This is a genomic window from Mucilaginibacter sp. McL0603, assembly GCF_049992945.1.
Lineage (GTDB): Bacteria > Bacteroidota > Bacteroidia > Sphingobacteriales > Sphingobacteriaceae > Mucilaginibacter.
Map to the genome: position 1 here is coordinate 3,133,656 of NZ_CP188251.1, position 25,420 is coordinate 3,159,075.

Annotated in this window: 27 protein-coding genes and 1 other RNA gene; 9 read left to right on the plus strand and 19 right to left on the minus strand. The window is 40.5% G+C overall.

Features of this window, described 5'->3' with window-relative positions:
* Nucleotides 1–134: 134 nt before the first annotated feature.
* Entirely contained in the window at nucleotides 135–1,373 is a 1,239-nt protein-coding gene (locus tag ACPPVU_RS14385) for a nucleoside recognition domain-containing protein (RefSeq protein WP_426667209.1), read from the minus strand.
* 96 nt (nucleotides 1,374–1,469) lie between these two features.
* On the opposite strand from ACPPVU_RS14385, the gene ACPPVU_RS14390 reads away from it, so the two are divergent.
* The 4 genes from ACPPVU_RS14390 to ACPPVU_RS14405 all read left to right on the plus strand — a co-directional run bounded on the left by ACPPVU_RS14390 (nucleotide 1,470) and on the right by ACPPVU_RS14405 (nucleotide 4,199).
* Entirely contained in the window at nucleotides 1,470–1,913 is a 444-nt protein-coding gene (locus tag ACPPVU_RS14390) for a DinB family protein (RefSeq protein ID WP_426667210.1), read from the plus strand.
* Complete coding sequence (locus ACPPVU_RS14395) at nucleotides 1,914–2,327, plus strand: DUF3052 domain-containing protein (protein WP_426667211.1); 414 nt, start codon at nucleotides 1,914–1,916, stop codon at nucleotides 2,325–2,327.
* Nucleotides 2,328–2,558: 231 nt separating this feature from the next.
* Nucleotides 2,559–2,987 (plus strand): OsmC family protein, encoded by a 429-nt coding sequence (locus tag ACPPVU_RS14400; protein WP_426667212.1) that lies wholly within the window; start codon nucleotides 2,559–2,561, stop codon nucleotides 2,985–2,987.
* 30 nt (nucleotides 2,988–3,017) lie between these two features.
* Nucleotides 3,018–4,199, plus strand: coding sequence for a trans-sulfuration enzyme family protein (locus ACPPVU_RS14405; RefSeq protein WP_426667213.1), 1,182 nt, complete (start codon nucleotides 3,018–3,020; stop codon nucleotides 4,197–4,199).
* A 79-nt stretch (nucleotides 4,200–4,278) separates the two neighbouring features.
* Here ACPPVU_RS14405 and ACPPVU_RS14410 read toward each other — a convergent pair whose 3' ends face one another.
* Complete coding sequence (locus tag ACPPVU_RS14410) at nucleotides 4,279–4,662, minus strand: SRPBCC domain-containing protein (protein WP_426667214.1); 384 nt, start codon at nucleotides 4,660–4,662, stop codon at nucleotides 4,279–4,281.
* A 127-nt stretch (nucleotides 4,663–4,789) separates the two neighbouring features.
* Nucleotides 4,790–5,374, minus strand: coding sequence for an acetate uptake transporter (locus ACPPVU_RS14415; protein WP_426667215.1), 585 nt, complete (start codon nucleotides 5,372–5,374; stop codon nucleotides 4,790–4,792).
* 147 nt (nucleotides 5,375–5,521) lie between these two features.
* Here ACPPVU_RS14415 and gpmA point away from each other — a divergent pair, with 147 nt between their 5' ends.
* Nucleotides 5,522–6,211, plus strand: a complete 690-nt coding sequence (gene gpmA / locus ACPPVU_RS14420) for a 2,3-diphosphoglycerate-dependent phosphoglycerate mutase (RefSeq protein ID WP_426667216.1) — start codon at nucleotides 5,522–5,524, stop codon at nucleotides 6,209–6,211.
* Between the two features lie 26 nt (nucleotides 6,212–6,237).
* Here gpmA and proC read toward each other — a convergent pair whose 3' ends face one another.
* Nucleotides 6,238–7,056 (minus strand): pyrroline-5-carboxylate reductase, encoded by an 819-nt coding sequence (gene proC, locus ACPPVU_RS14425; protein WP_426667217.1) that lies wholly within the window; start codon nucleotides 7,054–7,056, stop codon nucleotides 6,238–6,240.
* Nucleotides 7,053–7,859 (minus strand): acetylglutamate kinase, encoded by an 807-nt coding sequence (argB, locus tag ACPPVU_RS14430; protein ID WP_426667218.1) that lies wholly within the window; start codon nucleotides 7,857–7,859, stop codon nucleotides 7,053–7,055. The genes proC and argB overlap by 4 nt, the downstream gene beginning before the upstream one ends.
* A 160-nt stretch (nucleotides 7,860–8,019) precedes the next feature.
* On the opposite strand from argB, the gene ACPPVU_RS14435 reads away from it, so the two are divergent.
* Nucleotides 8,020–9,321 (plus strand): NAD(P)/FAD-dependent oxidoreductase, encoded by a 1,302-nt coding sequence (locus tag ACPPVU_RS14435; RefSeq protein ID WP_426667219.1) that lies wholly within the window; start codon nucleotides 8,020–8,022, stop codon nucleotides 9,319–9,321.
* A gap of 45 nt (nucleotides 9,322–9,366) precedes the next feature.
* The gene (locus ACPPVU_RS14440; protein WP_426667220.1) at nucleotides 9,367–10,626 is read left to right on the plus strand and encodes a cation:proton antiporter; all 1,260 of its coding nucleotides are present in this window, start codon (nucleotides 9,367–9,369) and stop codon (nucleotides 10,624–10,626) included.
* A gap of 5 nt (nucleotides 10,627–10,631) precedes the next feature.
* On the opposite strand, the gene ACPPVU_RS14445 is transcribed toward ACPPVU_RS14440, so the two are convergent.
* From ACPPVU_RS14445 to ACPPVU_RS14485, 9 genes are all read right to left on the minus strand, one after another.
* Complete coding sequence (locus tag ACPPVU_RS14445) at nucleotides 10,632–11,246, minus strand: FMN-binding negative transcriptional regulator (RefSeq protein WP_426667221.1); 615 nt, start codon at nucleotides 11,244–11,246, stop codon at nucleotides 10,632–10,634.
* A 1-nt stretch (nucleotide 11,247) separates the two neighbouring features.
* Nucleotides 11,248–11,538: a hypothetical protein gene (locus tag ACPPVU_RS14450; protein WP_426667222.1), complete on the minus strand. Its 291-nt coding sequence runs from the start codon at nucleotides 11,536–11,538 to the stop codon at nucleotides 11,248–11,250.
* Between the two features lie 10 nt (nucleotides 11,539–11,548).
* The gene (locus ACPPVU_RS14455; protein WP_426667223.1) at nucleotides 11,549–12,496 is read right to left on the minus strand and encodes an acetylornithine carbamoyltransferase; all 948 of its coding nucleotides are present in this window, start codon (nucleotides 12,494–12,496) and stop codon (nucleotides 11,549–11,551) included.
* Nucleotides 12,497–12,511: 15 nt separating this feature from the next.
* Nucleotides 12,512–13,654 (minus strand): aspartate aminotransferase family protein, encoded by a 1,143-nt coding sequence (locus ACPPVU_RS14460; protein ID WP_426667224.1) that lies wholly within the window; start codon nucleotides 13,652–13,654, stop codon nucleotides 12,512–12,514.
* A 116-nt stretch (nucleotides 13,655–13,770) separates the two neighbouring features.
* Nucleotides 13,771–14,805 (minus strand): N-acetyl-gamma-glutamyl-phosphate reductase, encoded by a 1,035-nt coding sequence (argC, locus tag ACPPVU_RS14465; RefSeq protein WP_426667225.1) that lies wholly within the window; start codon nucleotides 14,803–14,805, stop codon nucleotides 13,771–13,773.
* Nucleotides 14,806–14,813: 8 nt separating this feature from the next.
* Entirely contained in the window at nucleotides 14,814–15,239 is a 426-nt protein-coding gene (locus ACPPVU_RS14470) for a cupin domain-containing protein (RefSeq protein WP_426667226.1), read from the minus strand.
* Between the two features lie 17 nt (nucleotides 15,240–15,256).
* Complete coding sequence (gene argG / locus ACPPVU_RS14475) at nucleotides 15,257–16,471, minus strand: argininosuccinate synthase (RefSeq protein ID WP_426667227.1); 1,215 nt, start codon at nucleotides 16,469–16,471, stop codon at nucleotides 15,257–15,259.
* A gap of 35 nt (nucleotides 16,472–16,506) precedes the next feature.
* Nucleotides 16,507–16,863 (minus strand): four helix bundle protein, encoded by a 357-nt coding sequence (locus ACPPVU_RS14480; RefSeq protein WP_426667228.1) that lies wholly within the window; start codon nucleotides 16,861–16,863, stop codon nucleotides 16,507–16,509.
* A 241-nt stretch (nucleotides 16,864–17,104) separates the two neighbouring features.
* Nucleotides 17,105–17,761 (minus strand): GNAT family N-acetyltransferase, encoded by a 657-nt coding sequence (locus ACPPVU_RS14485; protein ID WP_426667229.1) that lies wholly within the window; start codon nucleotides 17,759–17,761, stop codon nucleotides 17,105–17,107.
* Between the two features lie 403 nt (nucleotides 17,762–18,164).
* Here ACPPVU_RS14485 and ACPPVU_RS14490 point away from each other — a divergent pair, with 403 nt between their 5' ends.
* Nucleotides 18,165–19,754 carry a beta-N-acetylhexosaminidase gene (locus ACPPVU_RS14490; RefSeq protein WP_426667230.1) on the plus strand — a complete coding sequence of 530 codons (1,590 nt, stop codon included), beginning with the start codon at nucleotides 18,165–18,167 and terminating at the stop codon, nucleotides 19,752–19,754.
* Between the two features lie 249 nt (nucleotides 19,755–20,003).
* On the opposite strand, the gene ACPPVU_RS14495 is transcribed toward ACPPVU_RS14490, so the two are convergent.
* The 5 genes from ACPPVU_RS14495 to ACPPVU_RS14515 form a co-directional block, all read right to left on the minus strand.
* Nucleotides 20,004–20,969, minus strand: coding sequence for a YpdA family putative bacillithiol disulfide reductase (locus ACPPVU_RS14495; protein WP_426667231.1), 966 nt, complete (start codon nucleotides 20,967–20,969; stop codon nucleotides 20,004–20,006).
* Between the two features lie 97 nt (nucleotides 20,970–21,066).
* Nucleotides 21,067–21,351: a GNAT family N-acetyltransferase gene (locus tag ACPPVU_RS14500; RefSeq protein WP_426667232.1), complete on the minus strand. Its 285-nt coding sequence runs from the start codon at nucleotides 21,349–21,351 to the stop codon at nucleotides 21,067–21,069.
* Nucleotides 21,352–21,481: 130 nt separating this feature from the next.
* Nucleotides 21,482–21,581: signal recognition particle sRNA small type (gene ffs / locus ACPPVU_RS14505), an RNA gene on the minus strand.
* A gap of 175 nt (nucleotides 21,582–21,756) precedes the next feature.
* Entirely contained in the window at nucleotides 21,757–22,389 is a 633-nt protein-coding gene (locus tag ACPPVU_RS14510; RefSeq protein WP_426667233.1) for a 2'-5' RNA ligase family protein, read from the minus strand.
* A gap of 415 nt (nucleotides 22,390–22,804) precedes the next feature.
* On the minus strand, nucleotides 22,805–23,425 hold the full coding sequence (locus ACPPVU_RS14515) for a 2'-5' RNA ligase family protein (RefSeq protein WP_426667234.1): 621 nt from the start codon (nucleotides 23,423–23,425) through the stop codon (nucleotides 22,805–22,807).
* Nucleotides 23,426–24,184: 759 nt separating this feature from the next.
* Here ACPPVU_RS14515 and ACPPVU_RS14520 point away from each other — a divergent pair.
* Nucleotides 24,185–25,252 (plus strand): AAA family ATPase, encoded by a 1,068-nt coding sequence (locus tag ACPPVU_RS14520; protein ID WP_426667235.1) that lies wholly within the window; start codon nucleotides 24,185–24,187, stop codon nucleotides 25,250–25,252.
* The last annotated feature ends 168 nt before the right edge of the window (nucleotides 25,253–25,420 follow it).

Sequence of the window (25,420 nt, forward strand, 5' to 3'; positions counted from 1 at the left end):
AATAATTTAGTTGCGATATTTAACCATGTGGCCAAATGGCTTATCAACAAAAAAATAAACAAATTAAACTATTAATTATGTGTTGATTGATGGGAGCAAGTGAAGTAAGAAATAGACAGTGTTGAAAATTATTATTAACCAAAAAATAAATAAGTCACAAAAATAGCGGCAATAATTCCGGCTAAGTCAGCAATTAAACCTGCCGGGATAGCATAGCGTGATCTCTTAATTCCTACCGAACCGAAGTAAAGAGCTACTATATAAAATGTGGTATCAGCCGAGCCGTTGAACACACAACCTAATCGTCCGGCAAAACTGTCAGGGCCGAAGGTCTGCATGGTATTGATCATCATAGCCCTGGAACCGGAACCACTTAGCGGTTTCATATAGGCTACGGGCATAGCATCAACAAAACGGGTATCCAGGTTTAGGTGACTTATAACCCATCTCAACCCCTCATTGACATAGCCTAAAGCTCCGCAGCTTCTAAAAACGCTAATACCAACAAGCATGGCAACCAAATAAGGGATGATTTTAATAGACGTTTCAAAGCCTGACTTTGCACCATCAATAAACGCTTCGAACACATTTACTTTTTTGAGCAATCCACCAAATATGAAAACAACGGGTATAGCAAACAACAGCAGGTTGCTCGCTATTTTTGAGAATGTGCCTATCTGTTCTTTAGAAAGATGTGTTGTGAAATACCAAACCAATAAAGTAATAAAAACGGTTACACCACCAAGCCAGGCAATAATAACACGATCAAATAAATTGATCTTTTGCCGGATAGCAACAGCGATCATACCAACAACAGCCGATACATAGGTAGCTATAATACAAGGAATAAAAATATCAGTAGGATCTGCCGCATGCAGAATAGCACGTTGGGCAATAATAGCTACAGGCAGCAATTGCATACCCGACGTAAGCAGCACCAGGAACATGATCTGGGCGTTGCTGGCGGTTTCTTTATCCTTATTTATTTCCTGCATACTATCCATCGCTTTTAAGCCAAGTGGGGTAGCTGCATTTATAAGGCCCAGTAAATTTGCCGAGAAGCTCATTAATATGTTGCCCAAAGCAGGATGATCTTTCGGGATTTCAGGGAATATCCTCCTGAAGAATGGCCCTACAATACGTGAAAGAAAATTGATTGCACCTGCCTTTTCACCCACCTTCATTATGCCAAGCCAAAAGGTCATGGCACCTGCAAGTGGAAGGGCAATATCCATTACAGATGATTTTGAAGAATCAAAAATGCCATCAACCAGTAGCTTAAAAGCTTCGGTATCTCCCAAAAAAATTAATTTTACTAAAGCAAATACAAAAGCGATTAGAAAAAAAGCTATCCAGATATAGTTAAGGGCCATATTAATAGTTCAGGCTTTGAAGGTAATAGTTTTTTGATAAAATGTTCAGCTTCGGATAATAACATTGCTATATTTAATTCAACATTTATCCTTTCTATGCAACAGGTAACAATTCAGCTTACAGCAACAATTGATAAGTTTATCAGAGCTGTAAATAATCAAAACATCGATTGGGAAAGTAAGCCATTACCGGGCAAATGGTCAAACAAAGAGGTCATTGGTCATTTGTGCGATAGCGCTAAGATCAATTTACAACGTTTTGTGCGGTGTACGTATGAAGAGAATTTTAAGTTGACCTATGAGCAGGATAAGTGGGTAGCAGCACAGCACTACCAGGAAATGAACATTGACGACCTGCTGCAATTATGGCGTTTGCTTAATTTACAGATCAGTCTCGTATTGGATAATTATCCACTTGACCGGTTGCAGGCGAAATGTGATAATAGCAAAAAAGAAACTACATTACATACAGTAGAATGGCTGGCACGAGATTATCTGGAACATTTGCAACATCACTTAAATCAAATCAGATTTATATAAATGGAAATAGCTGGCTATTCCGGTACTCCGCTTGCAAAGAAACTCGGTATTAAATCAGGGTTTCATATCAACCTTGTCAATGCACCTGAATATTATCTGCAGCTTTTTACCGACCTCCCCAATGATTTGTATTTTGGAGATAAGGAAAATTCAAAAATTGATTTCATTCATGTCTTCACTAAAAGCAAGGAGGAATACACATCCTTACTTCCACATTTAAAAGATTGTATTAAATCTAATGGAATGATCTGGGTATCCTGGCCTAAAAAAGCATCGAAAGTACCAACCGATATTACTGAAGATATCATACGTAACTATGCTATAGAAATCGGCTTGGTTGATATTAAAGTTTGTACAGTTGACGATATATGGTCGGGCCTGAAATTGGTTATACCGATGAAGGATAGAAACTAAACGGTCATTATAAATGTATTCGATTTCTACGGTTGTTGATCAACAATAAATTATGTGGTTAAATATTTTTGACCCAAACATAATGCTGCATAACACGTAAAAACTATCAGTAATAATATTTTTTTCATCTGCCCTAAATTAAGAGATTTATTTACTTAGGGTCAGATTTACTCGTGTAACGGCGACATTATGCTTAAAAATCATAACTTTGGCTATTAATATTTTTTGAAGATGCCTACTATACAACTTTCACGCGTTCATGGTGATTTTGGTTTTGAAGCCACTGATGAGAACGGTCACAGTATTAAAATGGATAGCAGCCCGGAGAGCGGCGGCCTTAATTATGGTGTGCGACCAATGCAAACCCTATTAATGGGATTAGGCGGATGCTCGGCAATCGATGTGATCAGTATTTTAAAAAAGCAGCGCCAGGATGTGGTTGATTATAAAATGACCATCAGCGGCGAGCGTGAAAAAGGCAAAGAACCATCGTTGTGGCAGTCCATCAATGTTGAGTTTCATCTGTATGGAACTATTGATGAAGATAAAGCAATCCGCGCTGTTGACCTTTCTATAAATAAATATTGCTCTGTTGCTGCCACTTTGATGGGAGCCGGAGCAAAAATCACAACGCAGGTATTTGTTCATCCTGCCGAATAATACATTCTTCTACAACATTCATATTATATCATGTCCAAAAAATTAGACCCAGTTACCCAGGCTATACGTATTCAAACACCTCAATCAGATCAACAGGAACATTCAACACCGCTTTATATTACCAGCAGTTTCACTTTTGATGAAGCTGAGGCTATGCGTGCCGCATTTGCCGATGAATCTGATGATAATATATACAGCCGATTTAGCAATCCGAATGTAGACGAGTTTATTGCTAAAATGTGCGCACTTGAAGGTGCTGATGCTGGCTTTGCCACATCAACCGGCATGAGTGCTATATTCTCATCCATGTTTGCTTTGTTAAAGCAAGGTGACCACCTGATCTGCTGCAGTTCTGTTTTCGGAAGCACCTATACTATGGTAACTAAGTATCTGATAAACTATGGTATCGAAAGCACTTTGGTGCCTGCGGGTGATTACGCCGCCTGGGAAGCCGCAGTACAGCCCAATAGCAAAATGATCTATCTGGAAACGCCAACCAACCCGCAATTGGAAGTGCTTGATCTGGAATGGACCGGTAAGTTTGCTAAAAAGCATGGTTTGATATTAAATGTAGATAATTGTTTTGCCACTCCGTTATTACAAAGGCCAATTGATTATGGGGCTGATCTTATTGTTCACTCCGCTACTAAATGGATTGACGGGCAGGGTAGGGTGTTAGGTGGTATTATTGTCGGCCGTGCTGATCTGATCAAAGAGATATACTTGTTTTGCCGTAATACCGGCCCGTCAATGTCGCCTTTTAATGCATGGGTACTAAGCAAGAGTTTGGAAACATTGGATGTGCGTATGCAGCGCCATTGCGAAAATGCATTAAAAATTGCCGAAACTCTACAAAGCAATCCTAATGTGGCATGGGTTAAATATCCTTTTCTTCCCAACCATCCTCAATATGAAATTGCTAAAAAGCAAATGAAACTGGGTGGTGGTGTGTTTTGTATGGAGATAAAAGGCGGACTTGAAGCAGGACGTAAATTCCTTGATGCGCTCGAAATGCTTTCGGTGACCGCCAACCTGGGCGATACCCGCAGCATTGCATCACACCCGGCAAGTACCACGCATTCCAAATTGACAGACGAGCAAAGGATAGCAGTAGGCATCACACCCGGATTGATCCGTATATCCGCCGGCCTTGAAAAAGCTGAGGATATTATTGCAGATATTACCCAGGCTTTAGAGAAAAGCGCATTATAACAAAGGAGCACTTTATCCAATATACAAACAAAAAGCCGCTTAATTAAGTGGCTTTTTGTTTGTGCTGTTTTGTCCGAAACTATGGGACATCAAAAAATTCAGCCAAAGCCCCGAAATAGGAGCTATCCCATCCATCAGCAAAACTGTCGTAGTCCTGGTCTGGAATATTAGTGTGTCTCAACTCCGCTGACGTACCTTTTTTATCCGGATGCAGTTTGATGGTGACAATAGATGCTTCAGGCTGCCCATCAAAATACCATTGCTGTACTATTTTCTTTCCATCTTCAAATTCCAGGTTTTTACCAACAATACTGCCATCCCACATAGAAAATTCTGAGCCAGGTTCTGTGCTCATTACTGCTTCTTCACCTGTCCATAATTCAATGGTTAGCGGATTGGTTAAAGCAGTATAGATTTCTTGTGGTGTAGCGGGTAAAAGGTAATATTTCTTAAAATCTTTCATTTGTCTGAACCTGAATTATTAGAATTCAGGAATTTATCGAATTTCATTTATCGTCAACAAAACTATTATTTATTACACATATAATTCTGCTAATTCTTTAATTCGATTAATTCCGGTTTAAGACAATTTACACAGCACCTATAGGTAAAACTGATCTGCCGTATATTTCATTTAATACATTAGCTATTCCGGTATATATAGCTGATAATCCGCATATTATACCTTCATACCCAGCAAGATGTTTAATTGAAGTATTACCGGTAGAATCGCCAACAGCCAATAAAATGAATAAAATAGTTAAGGATCCGAATACAAATTGTAGTGCCCGGTTCAATCTCAAAGTGCCGAAAAACATACAAAAGGTAAAGAAACCCCAGATAGCAAGGTAGGCAACCATGGCATCATCAGAGGCTGCAGGAATCCAACCCAATTTTGGCATAACGATTAATCCGACCAATGATAACCAGAAAAAGCCATATGAGGTAAAGGCTGTTAATCCAAAAGTATTATTTTTTTTTGCCTCAATAATACCGGCAATTACCTGGGCCAGGCCGCCATAAAAGAGGCCCATAGCCAGTATGATGGAGTTAAGCTCAAAAAAGCCGGCATTATGAAAATTTAATAAGACGGTAGTCATGCCAAAGGCACACAGGCCTAATGGCGCAGGGTTGGCAGTCCCATCCTTTGCGGGAACAGGTGTTGTTGGGATCATAGTAGTTTTAGGTTTAATTTGGTTTATGATGCAATATAGTAAAATGATTACACTGATTAATAGAACGATTTCACCGATTACTGATATTATTTCATCATTAAACAGCTTTGGGCTTTAATCTTTTACCTTTATGCTTTCATCTTTCTTATGCAAAAACTAGTTTTAATACGTCACGGCGAAAGTACATGGAACCTTGAAAACCGTTTTACAGGCTGGACCGATGTTGATCTTTCTGAAAATGGTTATCAACAGGCCAAAAATGCAGGCGAACTATTTAAAAAACATGGTTATACTTTTGATACGGGTTTTTGCTCTGTTTTAAAACGATCTATTAAAACCCTGGATATCGTATTGGAAGAAATGGACCTGCTTTGGATACCAGTACAAAAATCGTGGCGGTTGAATGAACGGTTTTATGGCGCCTTACAAGGACTAAATAAGGCGGAAACAGCAGCAAAATATGGCGAAGAGCAGGTACATAAATGGCGTCGTGATCCTCATACATTTCCACCCGCCATTACTATTGATGATGATCGATATCCGGGTAAAGACCCACGCTATAAACAACTTACTCAACGGGAATTGCCACTTACCGAAAATCTTAGCGAAACGATGGACAGGGTATTACCCTTCTGGCACGAAAGTATTATTCCTGACATAAAGCTTAACCATAAAGTAATCGTTGCCGCGCACGGTAACAGTTTACGGGCCTTAATTCAATATATTGATCATCTATCAGATGAAGAAGTAATCAAACTGGATCTACCCACCGGTGTGCCCATAGTATATGAACTGGATGATGAGTTGAATAGAATAAAGCATTATTATCTGGAATAAATACTCTTTAAGAAAGAGGGCTTTTTCTAACCTTCCTTATCATACAATACCGCCGCCTTTTCTGCCGACATTTTAATTCCCTTTATCATTGCCGAGCTAAAACCGTTATGTTCCATCTCATTTAGTCCTGCAATAGTGCAGCCTTTGGGGGATGTTACCTTATCAATTTCCTGTTCAGGATGCGAAGCTAATTGTAGAAGCAGATCTGCAGCACCTTTTGCTGTTTGAGCGGCCATTTTCAGTGCATCATGTGCATGAAAGCCAATCTCAGTACCACCTTGTGATGCAGCGCGAATTGAACGTAAGAAGAACGCGATACCACAGGCGCAGAGCGCCGTTGCTGATGTCATTAGCTCTTCATTGATCTGGATAGTTACGCCTACCGTATCGAATAAAGATTTTACCAGCGCAACGTTTTCTGCAGACGCGTTATCAGTAGCAATACAGGTCATAGATTGACCAATAGCAATGGCAGTATTAGGCATAGCACGCACTACCTGAACCTGCGTGCCGGATTGTACACGTATATCATGACAGTTTACCCCTGACACTACTGAAATTAGCAGGTGCTTCAGTTTCTTCAGTACCGGTTTTATTTCATATAGCAATTTATTGAGTTGCTGCGGCAATACAGCTAAAACAACAATATCCGCCTTTCTAACTGCGTCAGAATTATTACTGGTGGTTTGAAATCCTTCTTCAGCCAATAATAACAGAGCAGAAACGTTACGGCGCGTTAATACAATTTGATCGGGTTGATAAATACCAGCCTTAACCAATCCTCTTGCTAATGACAGCCCGATATTCCCGCTACCAAGTATTGCGATGGTTTGTTGTTCACTCATTTTTTATGATTACTTAAACGTGTACCAAATGATTGTTTATATTTTAGCTGACCTAAATCATCAGACTTGCCGATAATTACTGCCTTTACTCCACAATTGATGGCAGTAAAAGCGTTATCCAGTTTTGGCAGCATACCACTGTGAATGATCTGTTGCCCTTTTAGCTTTTCATACCTATCCGGGTCAATTTCCCGGATCAATGATTCCTCGTCATTAATATCCTGCAAAACACCTTTCTTTTCAAAGCAATATACAAGAGTAGTTTCATATATTTTTGACAAGGCAACTGCCAATGCCGATGCAATAGTATCTGCATTGGTATTTAATAACTGGCCTTCACCATCATGTGTTATTGCACAAAAAACAGGGGTGAAGCCTGCATCCATTAATTTTTCCAAACTGTTAGGGTCGATGGATTTATCATCAATATCCCCCACAAAGCCGTAATCGATAGTTTTTACAGGCCGTTTACTGGTTCTGATAAAATTTCCGTCCGCACCGGTGAGGCCGATAGCATTAGTACCAAAACGCTGTAATTGGGCAACTATATTTTTGTTGATCAACCCACCATAAACCATTGTCACTACGCGCAGGGTTTCAATATCTGTTATCCTTCGTCCATCAACCAGTTTGGCTTCAATACCGAGCGTCTCTGATAATTGCGTGGCCACTTTTCCGCCACCATGCACCAATATCTTGTAACCATCTATTGCCGTAAAATCCTTCAAAAAATGATAGAGATTCTCAGAGTTATCAATGACATTGCCACCAATTTTTATAATATGCAATTCTTTCTTAGCCATCAAATTCAATAAGAGGCTAAAATACTAATTCGATGTTACTTATTTTTTAAAAATTAGGTCAGATTAAAAACATAGTTACCGTAAATCAGGTTGAAAAAAGTTTCAGGTAGCTTTTTTTATCGTTATTTTGCGACTGAAAATTTGGTAATATATTCTACTTATGGAATTGAAGAAAACCGCAGGAGTGTCACGTGTAGTTATAATTGGTGGTGGATTTGGAGGCATTAACCTGGCTAAAAAGCTAAAAAATAAGCCTGTAGAAGTCCTGATGTTAGATAAGCATAATTATCATACTTTTCAGCCCTTACTTTACCAGGTGGCAATGGGCGCTATTGAAGCAGATTCTATAGGCTTCCCGATCAGAAGGATATTTACCAATCAAAAGAACTTTACTTTCAATCTTGCTGAAGTACTAACCATCAACCCAGAAAAGAATACGCTAACAGCTGATATCGGTGAAATTGAATATGATTACCTGGTAATAGCCACAGGCGCCAATACCAATTTCTTCGGCAACAAGCAAATTGAGCATCATGCCATGCCGATGAAAAACATTAGTGAGGCATTAAATATACGCAGCCTTATGCTGCAAAACCTTGAAAAGGCAGTTATTACAAAAGACTATACTGAAAGAGAGGCCTTACTAACGTTTGTTGTAGTAGGCGGTGGCCCTACAGGCGTGGAGCTATCTGGTGCATTAGCCGAGATGCGTAACCATGTTTTATGCAAGGATTATCCTTCACTTTGTGAAGAAGATATGAAGGTTTTCCTGGTAGAAGGTAAGCCCGTTGTACTTGGCGCCATGTCTGCAAGCGCTTCTGCCGCTGCTAAAAAGGGATTGATTAAAATGGGCGTGGTTATACATAATGGTGTGCATGTACAAAGTTATGATGGCTATGAACTAAAGATAGATGATGGCACCACCATACTAACCCGCAATGTTTTTTGGGCAGCAGGCGTAATGGGCGAGGTACCCGGCGGTTTACCAGATGGTGCTATTACGAAGGGCCGCAGGATACAAACCGATGATATCAGCAGGGTAGTTGGTTATCAAAATGTATTTGCAATTGGTGATGTCGCAGCCATGATAACCCCTGAAACACCTAACGGCATACCGGGTATGGCCCAGGGTGCTATCCAAACCGGGCAGCACCTGGCTAAAAATTTGATGCACCTGATAAAAGGCGAACCCACCGTTCCATTTAAATACTTCGACAAAGGTTCTTTAGCCACCGTAGGGCAAAATAAAGCAGTGGCAGATATTTGGAAACTACATTTTCATGGTTTCCTTGCCTGGGTGCTATGGATGTTTGTTCACTTAATGTCGTTGGTGGGCTTTTCAAATAAGCTAAGCGTTTTCACCAGCTGGGCAATCAAATACTTTACAAAAAATACTGACAACCGCCTCATCGTGCGTTTCTTCAACACTGAAACGATGATGACCGAGCCGGTAGCTAAATAACCGATACAAACATTCTGCACACTCCAACGTTAGCCAATCTGGTTAATGCCTATGGATCTGTTTGTTGTTATTGCTTTACTGGTTACTGTCAGCGCTATTTATTCCTACATAAACGCCCGGTTTATCAAATTGCCAGGCACTATCGGTATTATAAGCGTAGCCATAGTTTTTTCTATTATCACCATAGTTGTTGATAAGTTAAACCCTGGGGCCGCCAAGTACCTTAATGCCTTGTCAAAGGGTATAAACTTCTCTGGCATTGTACTCAATATCATGCTGGGGTTCCTGCTTTTCGCCGGCTCATTCAATCTTAATACACAGCGATTAAAAAAAGAAATGCATCCCGTATTAATTTTAAGTACAGTAGGTGTTATCTTATCTACAATCATATTTGGTGTTCTTTTTTATTATGCGGCATCACTATTCCAGGTGAATATCCCCCTTGTTTATTGTTTTCTATTCGGGGCGCTGATCTCACCAACCGACCCCGTTGCCGTTGGTGCAATCATCAAAGGCTCCAAACTGCCTGCTAATCTCGCAACGATAATACATGGCGAGTCTTTATTTAATGATGGGATAGGCCTGGTATTATTCATTACCATACTTGAAATTATTGAATCAGGGAGCGATCATGTTGATTTTGCCAAGGCTGCTTTATTGTTTTTAAGAGAAGTGTTTGGTGGTATTGCAATGGGGATGATATTTGGCTTTATTGCTAACCGGCTAATGAAATCCATCACCGATTTTCAAACTATTGTACTGGTATCACTGGGTTTGGTTATGGGTGTCAGTGTTTTGGCCGAGGTTTTCCATTTGTCTATTCCTTTATCCGTAGTAGCTGCGGGGTTAGTATCGGGTAACCGTTCGATCAATATCGATAACAAAGAGCATTCGCATCAGTCATTGGAAAGGTTTTGGATGCTGATTGATGAAATGTTAAATACCATCTTATTTGTGATGATCGGTTTGCAGATGATTAACTTGCCTTTTCTTAAAAACTACTGGTTAATAGGCGGTATTGGCATTTTAGTGATATTATTGGCAAGATGGATCAGCATTATGTTGCCTATTACATTTTTACGCCGAAGCCTGGATATTAATTATGGCAGTATCAATATACTTACCTGGGCCGGTTTACGGGGAGGAATCTCTATTGCACTGGCTTTATCATTACCGATTACACCATACAGGCACCTGATCTTATCGGGGAGTTATTTTATTGTGATATTCTCTATTATTGTGCAAGGACTTACCTTAAGCAGGCTCATTAATTTCTCTTACAGAAAAACAGAGAATACTGACTAATTATCTTATTTGCTTTTTAGTTTAGCCATATAAGCTGCGATTTCCTTTTCATTAGCATCGCCGCTCTTGCTTAGAGAATGAATGATGTTTTCTTTTTCAATTTCGCTTCTATTCTGGCTCAGCTTCTTTTTGGCTTGTAGATCGGTTACTTCTATTTCAAAAGCAATGATCCCTTTCATCATTTTGGATTTGTACTGATCAGGTAAATTATTCCATTGCTGTAGATAACCAGCATCATAATATTCAATGGTATGCTTAAGCAGCTCCGCTTTTTTATGTTCTTCCTCTAATATTACCGCTTTGCCGTAAGCATGCACTGCGATATAATTCCAGGTAGGTACATTCTCTTCTTTCTCGTAATTTTTGGGCGATATATAGGCGTGAGGTTCAGTAAAAATAACCAGTGAAGTATTTTCGATTACCTGTGCCGATTGTGGATTGGCCTTTGCAAAATGCGATAACAAAAATACCTTGTCATTTTCCTGCTTAACTAAAAAGGGCAGGTGAGTAGCCTCTGGTACACCATTTACGGCAGTAACAATAGTGGCAAAGCTATATCGCTGCATAAATGCGATTATTTCTTGTCCGTCCGTAAGTGCGTTAAAGTAGGGGATGTACATTTTATAGGGCTAATATTTCTTTCTTTAATATTTCAGGGATATTGGTAAATAATGTATTCTTTGTTAGTGACAAATTACAGTAACATTCATTTTTAACGACATTTATAATATGTTTATACCAATCAAGATATGACCACTCTCTTGGTTTAGGAGAATAAAGAAACATATCCTTATTATCCCAATGAACTTCTGTTGCCGTCCTGTAGATATAGGTAAATTTTTCAGTTTCAGGAAAAATACAAAGCCGACCTGAATCGTCGATTGCCACCTCTTTAATACCGTCGTTTTTCATGCGACCTAATTTACAAAGTCTCCAGCATCTGTTTCAATACGGCCTGTGCAGCCCACACACGATTACCCGCTTCGTGGATTACTATTGAGTTTTGTCCGTCCAGTATTTCATCGGACAATTCCAAATTACGACGTACCGGTAAGCAATGCATCACCTTGGCATTATTGGTAGGTTTTAATTTGTCATTGGTCAGCATCCAGTCCTCATATCCTCCAAAAACCTTCCCGTAAGGCTCATAAGCCGACCAGTTTTTTACGTAGATAAAATCAGCATCAGCTAATGCTTCGTCCTGGTTATGGGTGATGGTTGCGCCATTGGTGAAATCAGTGCATAATTCATATCCTTCTGGGTGAGTGATAGTAAAATCAACATCAGCCCTGCACATCCACTCTGCAAATGAATTGGGTACCGCCTGTGGCAATGCTTTTACATGAGGTGCCCATGTTAATACCACTTTAGGACGTGCTTTGGTTTTTAACTCCTCAATGGTAACCAAATCAGCTAAACTTTGTAAAGGGTGACGTGTAGCCGATTCCAAGCTCACCACCGGTACACCGCAATATTTTACAAACTTGTTAAATACATCTTCGCTATAATCCGCATCCCGGTTCTTTAAGCCAGGGAACGAGCGTACCCCGATAATATCTACATATTGCCCCAAAACACCTGCCGCTTCACGAATGTGTTCTACCGTACCTCCGTTCATGATCGCGCCATCCTGTAGTTCCAGGGCCCAGCCTTCTTTATCTATATTGAGTACCATAACGTTCATCCCCAAATTAGTGCCGGCTTTTTGGGTACTAATACGGGTACGTAAGCTCGGGTTAAGAAAAATCAACCCAAGGGTCTTGTGCTTACCCAAATGCTCGTAGGCGTAAGGATTTTGCTTTAAATGCAAAGCCTCCTTAACAAGCGATTGAACGTCGACAACATCATTTACAGACGAAAAAAGTTTCATAGGCGCCCAGGGTATTTATTGTGCTATGGTTGAATGATTTAGTACAGTAGTAAACGCTTCTAAAAACCTGTCGGCATGTGCCTTTGTTAAATTCAGAGCCGGTAAAAGCCTGATCACATTTGGCTTGGCCTCTCCAGTAAAAATATGGTGTGTAAACAGCAGTTCTTTACGTGCATGTGCCAGCTCTTCTGGTAATTCAATGCCTATCATCAAACCACGTCCGCGTACTTCTTTTACCTGTTCAAATTTCTTCAATTCTTCTATCAGGTAACCACCAACTGTGGTTGCATTTTGCATCAGGTTATCCTGTTCCATCACTTCCAGTACAGCTAAACCGGCGGCACAGGCCAAATGGTTACCACCAAAGGTAGTGCCCAGCATACCATAAGCAGGTTGTATTTTTGGCGATATAATAATACCACCAATAGGGAAGCCGTTACCCATACCTTTTGCCATACTGTAGATATCCGCATTGATACCTGCAAAATCATGAGAGTAGAATTTTCCTGTCCGTCCGTAACCGCACTGAACTGAGTCTGCTATAAATACCGCATTATGCTGATCACACAGCGACCTGATCTTTTGTAAAAAGCTTGCACTGGCTACCTGTATACCACCCACACCCTGTATGCCCTCTATTATTACTGATGACACTTCATATTTATTAAAAGCTTGCTCTAAAGCTGCTTCATCGCACCAGGGCAGGAAGATTACATTATCTGTTTCATTAACCGGAGCAACTATCTTTGGATTATCGGTCACTGCAACCGCTAACGATGTCCGTCCGTGAAATGACTTGCGGAAAGCTATTACCATCTTTTTTCCATTGTAAAATGATGCCAGTTTAAGCGCATTCTCATTGGCCTCAGCGCCAGAGTTGCATAAGAATAACTGGTAATCATCCTTACCAGATACCTTGCCCAATTTCTCAGCCAGTTCCTTCTGCAAAGGGATCTCAATCGAATTAGAATAAAACCCTATTTGATGTAACTGATCTTCCAATCGCCTTACATAATGAGGGTTGGTGTGACCAATAGAGATCACCGCATGACCGCCATACAGATCAAGGTACTCGGTTCCCTTGTCGTCATAAACCAAACTTCCAACACCTTTTACAATGTTGATCGGGTTGATAGGATATACATCAAATAGTTTCATTCTTTTAAGCTGAATGCGGAAAGCTTAAAGCAGAAAGCTTTTTCTTTCCCGGTTATTAATTTATTAATTCTATATTCTCATTACAAAGCTTTGGTCTTTCTGCTTTTAGCTTTCTGCTAAAACGCAGTGGCCTTAAGCCTTAGCCCTGCTGTTTCATCGAAATCAAATAACAAATTCATATTCTGAACTGCTTGTCCAGATGCGCCCTTTGTTAAATTATCAATAATGCTTGTTATAAGCAGCTTATTGCCATGTTTGGCAACCTGTATAAAACATTTGTTAGTATTCACCACCTGTTTCAAATCAATATTACGACTGGTAACATGGGTAAACGGATGACCAGCATAGTAATCCTCAAATAATTTCAAAGCCTCATCGCCTGACAGATCGCTGTCCATGTAAATACTGGCAATAATGCCGCGGGTATAATCACCACGATAAGGCACAAAATTTATTGTCCGTCCGTAAGTAGGCTGAAGTTGCTTAATTGACTCGCCGATCTCCTTCAAATGCTGATGATCAAAGGCTTTGTAGATAGACAGGTTATCATTCCTCCACGTAAAGTGCGTAGTAGGTGATGGGCTTTGCCCTGCACCTGTAGATCCTGTTGTACCTGTAATATGTACCTCTCCGTTTAACAAGCCTTTAGCTGCAAGCGGTAATAAGCCTAATTGAAGGCATGTTGCAAAGCAACCCGGGTTAGCGATGTTTTGAGCTGATTTTATAGCATCCCTATTTAACTCAGGTAAACCATAAACAAAGCTTTTGTTATTTATTTTCGAGTTTTGGCTTAACCTGAAATCCTGGCTCAAGTCAATGATCTTAATATGATCGGGGATAGGGTTAGCTTCTAAAAACTTTTTAGCATCACCATGCCCAACGCATAGAAAAAGCACATCGATATCATTGGGTAATTCACCTGTGAACTTCAGGTCTGTATCGCCAAATAAATCGGTATGTACCTCGTATATATAGTTGCCTGCGTTGCTGTTACTGTTTACAAAAGCGATCTCCACATTGGGATGGTTCACAAGTATACGCAGCATTTCGCCGCCTGTATAACCTGCCCCGCCAACTATACCAGCTTTAACCCCCCGGCCCCCTGAAGGGGGAGTATTTGTAGTATTAATATTTTTCACAGTGTCATTCATATTCAAAATTATAATTCCCCCTTTAGGGGGTTAGGGGGTATGTTGATCCTGTCATTTTTTGTAGATGGTGTTGAGTACAGTATAAATTCCAGGTCTGATGTTTCTTTATTGCTGATGAAATGCTTTTGCCCCGGTTTTATCTCGATACCCTGTTCTGGCTTTAGCTCACTTTCTATACCGTCTATCATAAAAGTAGCCTTGCCTTTAATAATAAAAAATACCTGTGTCGCCTTTTCGTGATAATGCAATTGCTCGGCTGTATCTGGAGGCATCAATTCCTGTTTAACAGATAAAGCGTCTGTATCTATAAAATTCCAACCGTAGCAATCATCGCCCCATTTATAGTGGCTTGTGCATTCGCTTTTTGAAAATACGCCCCCCTGACCCCCTAAAGAGAGAGTTTGACCGTCTTTTTTACTTTGGTTACTATCCATTTAACTTTTATTGAGCATTAATTGCTCCCCCCTTCAGGGGAATGGGGGGCATTTACTTTGTGATAGATCATTACCTGGTTGCCAAATATCTTGGAGAATCCTTTAACGTCTTCGCCTGTCCAGGCATTGTTCATTTCGCCATAGCTGCCAAACTTGCTCGACATCAGATCATGTTTAGATTCGATACCTGTCACCTGGAAACGATAAGGGTTTAATTGTACAAACACTTTTCCGCTCACATTTTGCTGGGTATCGGTTAAAAACGCCTCAATGTTACGCATAATAGGGTCGTGGAACTGCCCTTCGTGCAGCCAGTTACCGTAGAATGAAGATAACTGATCTTTCCATGATAATTGCCATTTGGTCAATACATGTTTCTCCAAAGTGTGATGCGCCTTGATAATAACCATTGGAGCCGCAGCCTCAAACCCTACACGACCTTTAATACCAATAATGGTATCGCCCACATGTATATCTCTGCCGATGCCGTATGGTTGTGCAATAGCCTGTAGTGCCTGTATAACCTGGGTTGGATGAGCATATTTCTTGCCGTCTAAAGCAACCAATTCGCCTTTTTCAAATTCAAGCTCAATGTTTCTTGTGCCTGATGCTGTCATTGGGGTAGGCCATGCATCCTCTGGTAAACCTAAATTGGAAGTAAGGGTTTCTTTACCGCCTACAGATGTTCCCCAGATACCTTTGTTGATAGAGTATTTGGCTTTCTCGAAGTTCATATCCACACCGTGCTTTTTCAGGTATTCAATCTCTTCTTCACGACTCAGTTTAAGGTCACGAATAGGGGTCATTATCTGCACGTTTGGTACCAGGATATTGAAGATCATATCAAAACGTACCTGGTCGTTACCTGCACCTGTACTGCCGTGTGCTACATACTCGGCACCAATTTCTTTGGCGTAGTTGGCTATGGCTGTAGCCTGGCTTACCCGCTCCGCACTTACTGACAGGGGATAAGTATTGTTCTTTAACACATTACCATAAATGAGGTATCGCACGCAGGTGTTGTAAAAATTGTCAGTCTCATCTACCACATGGTGCGAAGTTACACCCATGCGGTATGCACGCTGTTCAACATGATATAACTCATCAGCGCTAAAACCGCCTGTGTTTACGATAACTGAGTGAACCTCAAGGCCTAAATCACGTGTTAAATAAATGCAGCAGAATGAGGTATCTAATCCACCGCTGTAAGCCAATACTACTTTCTTTTTCATAAGCTAAAAGCTGAAAGCAAAAAGACCAAAGCTTTTTACCCTCTTAATTTTTTAATTAAGCCAATTAACATGGCCTTTACTTCGTTAATAAATTGATTAATTTGTTGATAAAACTCTTGATCAATATAAGTTAAATCCCTACTAAGCAGGGAGCAATATTCTAATTCATGAGCTGATCCTAAAGCCATATCTAAAAAATGAGCGAAATCTTTCTCCGTAAATCTTCCACTGCCCTCTACAATGTTTAGCGCAATGGAATAAGACGCACGTTTCGTCTGACTTAATAAGTCAAATTGTTCACTTTTTGGAAATTTTGGAAGAAAGTGCAGATACACAAACAAATTAAGTTCATGTGCCTTTTTCCATACTTCCAATTTTTTATAATCCCTCATATCAAGCTTAAAGCTAAAAGCGGAAAGTCTAAAGCTCCTGCTTTTTGATGTGTATAATGTTAATTTAAATTCAAATTTATCTGTCTTTATCTTTAAATCTCACTTTCAGCTTAAAATGTCCGTCCGTAACTAAGAGAAAGCTTTTCTTAAGCTCAATGCTTAAAGCGTATCCTCAGCTCAAAAAAAGCTTTCAGCTTTAGTCTTTTCGCTTTCAGCCTAAAATGGCTTTCTGCTTTAGTCTTTAAGCTTTCAGCTCAATAGAGAACTTCTCCATCCGTCTCTTTATCGCATTTTCAATACGCTCCAATAGGGTAGCCTTGTGGGTAATGCGTTTCATTTTATCTTCGTATTCTTTTTGCTTTTCAGCCGGGTCAAATAACATGGCTGTACACATACAATTCTTGCGCTCCTTGCTGGTCAGGATATCATAGTTAACACAGCTTTTGCATCCTTCCCAAAACTTTTCATCCTGGGTAAGCTCTGAGTAGGTAACCGGCTCATAACCCAAATCTGAGTTGATCTTCATTACTGCCAAACCTGTAGTTAAGCCAAATATCTTTGCATCAGGGTATTTGGTTCTGGATAGTTTGAATATGTTTTCTTTGATCGCCTTGGCCAGTCCGCTTTTGCGAAAGTTAGGGTTAACTATCAGTCCCGAATTAGCCACAAACTCACCGCTCCAGGTTTCGATATAACAAAACCCTGCCCAGGTACCGTCTTTATGAAAAGCGATCACTGCTTTGCCTTCCAGCATTTTATTAGCAACATATTCAGCCGAGCGTTGTGCAATGCCTGTGCCGCGAGCCTTTGCCGACTCGGCCATTTCATCACAAATCAGCTGTGCATAATCGACATCCTGTGCTGAAGCAACCCGAATATCAAAATCTTGTATAGTCATTGAAATAGATAAATTAACGTTAAATTCTTTGGCTTTGTGGCCAATACGTAATTAGATGGATTTTTGTTGACGAAGTTTAAAAAACCTCGGTTTGGGTTAATAGCAGAGCGTTAATTAAACCCGGGGTATGTAAAGCCTTCGTCGTGAAGGCGAAAATTCAAAAACCGTTGAAACCAAAGCAGCGGCAACCGGAGCATTTATTGCTCTTGTTACGGGCTTATTTAAGCTTTGCTGGATCATTATTATGCGTGTTTTTGTTATTTTTAATTTGGTTGCAAATTATCGCATAAATTTTTACTTATGCAAGAAAAAATACATTTAATGATATTCAAATTAAATTAAATTATTCGATAATTGCATTACCAATCAATAAAACCCAGATACCCATACCTAAATTATTGACATGAAACTAAAAACTACTTTGTTCATCCTCTTTTGCCCTTTAGTGTGTTTTTCTCAAAATATAAGCATCATCCCACAACCAGCATCATTAAAACCGACAAAGGATGCGTTTATTTTAAAACAGGGAAAAACAATCGCTTTTAATAATCAATCATTATACCAGGAAGCTAAATATCTTAAAAGTGAAGTGTTGAGTTCCTGTAAAATACAATTAAGAATAAATAAGAAGTCGAATAATGGTATAAAGCTTGTTTTATTAAAGGGAAACGATGTACAAAATGGCTATCACCTGGTTATTAATGCCAATAGCGTTACCATATCTTCATCGAGCAGGGAGGGGATATTTTACGGTATCCAATCGTTGCTGCAGTTAGTGAATGATAATGCTAATTCCTCCTCAATTAAATTACCGGGATTGGTTATTAATGATACTCCGCGCTACCAATGGCGGGGTTTTATGCTGGATGAAGCCAGGCATTTCTACGGCAAACAAAAGGTTGAGATGTTGTTGGATTGGATGGCAAGATACAAGCTCAATAAATTCCACTGGCATTTAACTGATGCCCAGGGCTGGCGTATACAGATCAGCAAATATCCAAGGTTAGCTTCTGTTGGGGGGATAGGCAATTTTACTGATTCACTTGCAGCGGCACAGTATTATACAAAAGATGATATTAAAGAGATAGTTAATTATGCTCAAAAACGTTTTATTACAATAATTCCTGAGATAGATATGCCGGGGCATGCCACGGCAGCCAATAAAGCTTATCCTGAATATAGCGGCGGCAGTGTTGAAAAATACCCTAATTTTACTTTTAACCCGGCCAAAGAAGAAACTTATACTTACCTGTCAGATATAATAAAGGAGACTAATCAATTATTCCCTGCCCATCTTTTCCATTTAGGGGGTGATGAAGTTGCTTTTGGGATGCAGGCATGGCTCAAGAATCCTCAGATTACAGCTATGATGGCTGATAAAAAATTCAGCACTCCAAATGAGCTTGAATTTTATTTCATTAAGCGGATGGCCGATACCGTGATTAAACTAAAAGACAAAGTACTCTGCTGGGATGAAGCCACCGATGCCGATCTTCCTGCTGATAAAACAATTGTTTTTTGGTGGCGTCAAAATAAACCGGAGCAGCTGGCTTTGGCACTAAAAAAGAATTACCAGGTGGTGCTGTGCCCACGATTGCCGATGTATTTTGATTTTGTACAGGATAGCGCACATGTATCCGGCCGTAAATGGGATGGAAAGGCTTTTAATAGCTTTGCTGATGTGTACAATTATCCCGATAGCCAGACGGATACGGCACAGTTAAAATTAAAAAACATTATCGGCATACAGGCAAACCTTTGGACTGAAACCGTTGGTTCTGAAAAGCGCCTGGATTATATGGTATTTCCACGGTTAGCTGCTTTGGCCGAAGCTGCATGGACAATGCCTTCTGTTAAAGATGAGGCAGCATTTGAGATCAGGCTTAAAGCAGAACTTCAGTTATACAATAAAAAAGGGATCTATTATTTTGATCCTTTCAATCATGGCGTGCATCCCGAAGCGGTAGATTACCCATCATTGTCAGATGATTGATTTCAATGTATTTTGTTTAAGATATCACCACAATCATTTTGTCCGTCCGTCCGGGTGAACATTCTACTCACCCCGACATCGCTGCGCTTGTCACCCCTCTCTCCGCCTTTGGCGGAAAGAGGGGGATAAAAATCTTCTCCGATCCCTCTTTCCGCGCAGCGAAGAGAGGGTGGTCGAGCGTAGCAACGACCGGGTGAGTCAACTATGCGTTTTGTCCGTCCGGATGTAAGCTGATTTAACCTAACCCAATCAACCTTTCAACTTCGACACAATATCCCCCACAATAATCTCTGCATGAACACGTGAGTTTTCAATGAACCATAAATGAGTATCCATACCACCCACTACCACTCCGGCTAAATAAAGCCCTTTGAGGTTGGTTTCCATCGTTTCATGATTGTATTGGGGGATCAGCTTCTCGTCGGTTGACAGGGTGATGCCTATATTCTTTAAAAACTCAAAGTTTGGCCTGTAGCCCGTCATCGCCATTACAAAATCATTGGGGATGGTAATTTGTCCGTCCGGGGTTTGGATGTCTACCTCGTGTTCGCGCACAGCAGTAAGGCTGGAGTTAAAATGGGCTTTGATGCTGCCTTCTTTAATTCGGTTAATGATATCGGGCCTGACCCAGTATTTTACACGGTGACCTACCTCATCACCACGAATAACCAAAGTCACCTCAGCACCTTTACGATAGGTTTCCAACGCCACATCAATAGCCGAGTTGCTTGAGCCCACCACTACCACCTTTTGCAGGGCATAATAATGAGGGTCTTTATAATAGTGTTGTACTTTAGGCAGGTCCTCGCCGGGGATATCCAGTTTAACAGCAATATCATAAAAGCCTGTTGAGAGGATCACATTCTTAGCCTCGTATTTGCCTTTTGGGGTGGTGATGGTGTAATGTTTGTCCGTCCGTTCTACACAGGAAACTTCTTCAAACAAATTCACTTTAAGGTGATTAGAGAAAGCTACCCTGCGGTAATATTCCAACGCCTCAGCACGGTTGGGTTTGTTGCTTATTGTAACAAAAGGGATACCGCCGATCTCCAGTTTCTCTGAAGTACTGAAGAAAGTCATGGTAGAAGGGTAGTTGTACAGCGAGTTGACCAGGCAACCTTTTTCAATAATAATATAGCTTAAACCGGCTTTTTGTGCCTCTAATGCACACGCCAAACCTATTGGGCCACCGCCTATAATGAGTATATCGAGCATATTTATCTAATTTTAAAGGTGAAAGGTAAAAGGTGAAAGGCAAAAGGTTAAATGTTTACTTAAAAAAGCTTTCGCCTTTTACCTTTCGGCTTTCGCCTCAAATCTCCGCCAGCACATCCCCATAAGCCTTAACCCGGTTAAAAACTGATCGTGCAAAAACACAGGTAGGCAGTATTTTTAAATGATTTTCACGCGCGAAGTTTACGCCGGCTTCAACCAGTTTCTCGCCCATGTGCTGGCCCTTTAGTTTTTCGCTTACCTCGGTATGGTAAATGTTCATCACATTATCGCGTGTGAGGTAACGCATTTCGCCCAGGCGGTTGCCGTTATCGTCAATATAAAATATGCCCGCGTGGTGTCTTTCTTCGTTTTTGATCTCCATTAATCACAAATAGTTGAGTACGGTAAAAGTAAAGCATCTGCCTTACAATTATCTTAACGGGATGTAATAAATTGAATGGATATTGTTTGAGTTGTGTAAACTCTGATGTCCTTGCCGAAGGAAAATAAAAAAAGGGTAAGCTACTTTTATCGCACCGCTACAACCCTCTACCCTTGCTGCGTTCCCACCCTGGGGGAGTTCAAGAGGAGCTGGTCGTAAAAGACTTACCCCGGCACAAAGATATACAAAAGGTTGATATGGGTTAAGAAAATGTTATTTTTTTAGTAGGTTAAAGGTAAAAGGCTAAGGGTGAAAGGTTTTTCTTTTGTCCGTCCGTAACTTCTCTATGTTTATAAGAATGACAGATTGGTCTTAGCCTTTTACCTTTCGCCTTTAACCTTTCACCTAAAACAAACTTATCTGCTGGCTCGGATTATAATTACCGTGAAACGGTTTTAACAACGATTCCCTCGGCGGTGCTTCACTAACCAGGTGACGTGCCTCGAAGGGCATTTCAGCATAAACCTGCCAGTGGGCGAAGGTATCAAAGGCCTGTCGATGTAGTATGGTGAGCTTTGAAACTTCAAAATCTTCTACCCATTTAACGCCCTTAAAATGCCTCCATAATGAATTGTGTGCGCACACATCGATATTTCGGGCTATGGTGATATGGGGTACCAGGTAATCCTTAATACCCAGGGATTTCTTCAATGCCTTGAACCATTGGGTGGTATGTGTGGTCGACCTGATCTTTGCATAAATGGTGCGGTATTCATCACCATGGGTAAAAAAGTCGAAGCCATCAATTGTTAAAGTAACAGGTGGCAGCAGTTGCAGGTTATTCTTCAGACCCATTAATTCGGGCTGTGCCAGGTAAGGTTTACGCCGGGGCATATTCTTAATGCTGATGTGCGCCTTTGAGTGTAGCCCCTCATAATTGCCGATTATACCCTCAGCATCGGCTTTGTATTTTACTACCTGCTCACAGATACCATCGCCCGGCGAAAGTACCATCATGTAATCTGCGTAACCTGTCATGTTCAGTTAGATTGGGTTGATTGGGTTGATTGGGTTGAATAAGTTGGATTGGATTAGATTAGGTTGATTAGGTTAGATTAGGTTGATTGGGTTGGACTAAGTTGACTGGGTTAAGAACCTAATCAACTACTTAATTTAATCAACTCAATCAACCATCTTAATTAATCAACTACTTAACTTAATCAACTCAATCAACTACTTAACCAATTACCCCACAAACCAAATCAGGGATATAAATATGCTAAATTATTTAGCATTAATGCAAATTTATTTTGTTTTTTTAGCTTAAAGCGAAAAGCTGAAAGTCCAAAGCATTTTCTTGAGCTAAAAGCTTATAGCTGAAAGTCCAAAGCATTCAAGGGATAAAAGCTTTCAGCTTTAGTCTTTTAGCTTTCTGCCCAAAAGAGCTTTCTGCTTAAAAAAGGCTCATCTGATTCACATCCCCCAAATCCTTATCTTCCTTTTCGGCTTTCTTATCCGGCAGCACATGCCATGCAGGATCACCCCTGAAGGGTATCTCATTAAAAAGTTTCCATGCTTTATCATACCCATAACTTTCGCGTTGTAGTATCGTGAGGCGTTTGAGCTCGAACTCGTCGTTCCAGCGGCGGTCTTTAAATTTGGGCCATAGTTTTTTGGCTTTGTCGTTGGGTACCTGCCTGGCTATGGTGATGTGCGGTACCGATTTCTTCTCGTTAAGGCATTTTCTTAACCGCTTAAACCAATCTTCCATAGGCGGGGCCGATTTGATGGCAGCATATATAGTGGTATAGTCGGTAGGTAAAAAGGTGGCGAAACCGTTTAGCTGCAAGGTAACCGGCTCTAACAGCGACAACTCTTTTTCCAGCTGCTGAAACAGGGGCTCGGTCCAGAAAGGTTTTTGCCGTGCCAGCCGTTTCATGGTGAGGTGCGCTTTGCTGTGCATCCCCTCAAAATCGCCGATAAGCCTTGCGCTGCTTTGCTTAAACTTCTTCACCTGTTCTGTAATAGGAGCAGGAGGCGTAAGTATGATCAGGTAATCTTTGTAGGCTTCCATGTGATAAAATTACTAATATTTTTAGTATATTAAAGTTGTTTAAGTTGGATTAAGTTGATTGGGTTTTCTCTCCGCGCGTCCGTCCGCTTGCATATTCTACTCACCCTGACATCGCTGCGCTTGCCACCCCTCTCTTCGCCTTTGGCGGAAAGAGGTGAGTAAAAAAAATTCTTCAATCCCTCTTTCCGCGCAGCGAAGAGAGGGTGGTCGAGTGAAACAATGACCGGGTGAGTCAACTATGCGACATGTCCGTCCGTAACTCCCCATAAACCCTATAATAAATATTTATCTGTAATATAATCTTAAAATTATTACCCTGTTTTATAGTTAATTATAAAATATTTATAAAGACTATTCTTTTTATTTAAAAATCTATCTTTATATTTGTGATGAACATAATCCCCCCGGATTATCATTAATCAAAATCAAAAATTGTCTGCCGTTTCTCTTACTTACGGACGGACATTTTGAGCAGAAAGCTGAAAGACTAAAGCATAAAGCTTTTATGCCTTGAACGCTTTAGACGTTCTGCTTTCAACTCAAAAAATAGCTTTGGACTTTTTGCTTTCAGCTTTTAGCTTCAAATGCAAGCCTGCACTATACTTTAGTAGGCTTTTGGGGGAGTATTGTTCGCTGCGCTCTACAGTTGATTGAGTTGAGCGGTTGAATAGGTTAAGTAGTTACCTAATCCAACTTAATCAACCTAATCAACCAAAATCACTAATTCACTAATTCACTAATTCAATAACTAAACCTCTCATGCTAAACAAAAACCAACCTGCCAAAAGCAATTATTACACTTCTGTTGATCAATTAAACTCATTACAAAACAAGGTATTACCACCGGATAAGGCTGATGATGAGCTATTAACCATTTATACTGCTAAAAATTGGCTTAAACGTGCAAGTAAACAACCCGTACCCAAAATGCTATTTGGCAAGTTATGGTTCGAGGGTGAGTTATGTATCTTATTTGCTGATAGTAACTTAGGCAAATCCATATTAGGGGTACAGATAGCCAACGGTATAAGTGTGGGCTATGCAAATGAACCATTTAATATTGAGTGCGAGGCTCAGCCTGTGTTGTATTGCGATTTTGAGTTATCAGAGAAACAGTTCGAGGCACGGTATTCTGCCAATTTTGAAGATCATTATGATTTTTCTGATAACTTTTACCGTGCCGAGCTTAACCCTGAAAACGACATTCCCAAAGGCTTTAAAAATTTTGACGAATACCTGTACGCTGTATTGGAGCGGGCAATAGTGCAAACAAAGGCAAAGGCTATCGTGATAGACAACATTACCTACCTGCGTACCGAGACCGAGCAGGCAAAAGATGCCCTTCCATTAATGAAGCACTTAAAGGCTTTAAAAAAGCAATACAAGCTATCTATACTGGCATTGGCCCACACACCAAAACGCGACCTGGCTAAAGAGATAAACCGCAACGACCTGCAAGGCAGTAAAATGCTGATGAACTTTTGCGACAGTGCATTTACCATCGGCGAGAGTGTAGTTGATAAGCAGGTACGCTACATCAAACAAATAAAGCAACGCAATACCGACCAGGTGTATGGCAGCGACAATGTGATCGTTTGCCAGATAAACAAGCCCCATAACTTTTTACAGTACGAGTTTAACGGCTACGGCAACGAGATGGATCACCTGCGCAAACAAAAGCGCGGCGAGGGTTACGAGAACATGAACGAAGCTGTAAGAATGAGGGAAGAGGGGCTAACCCTGCGTGAGATAGGCGACAAATTAGGAGTACCATTCCAAAAGGTCGACAGGATGATAAAAGCAGCTAAACTAAAATCTACTCTATAATTAATTATTGTCCGTCCGTAAGTGAGTGAAAAAGCGAAAAGCAGAAGGCATCAAGCTAAAATGCTTTCGGCTTTGGTCTTTCAGCTTTCGGCTTACTTACGGACGGAAAAAAGAAGAAAGATCAGATCAGCTCTCAAGAGCTATTGTGTACCCACATCATTATGATTT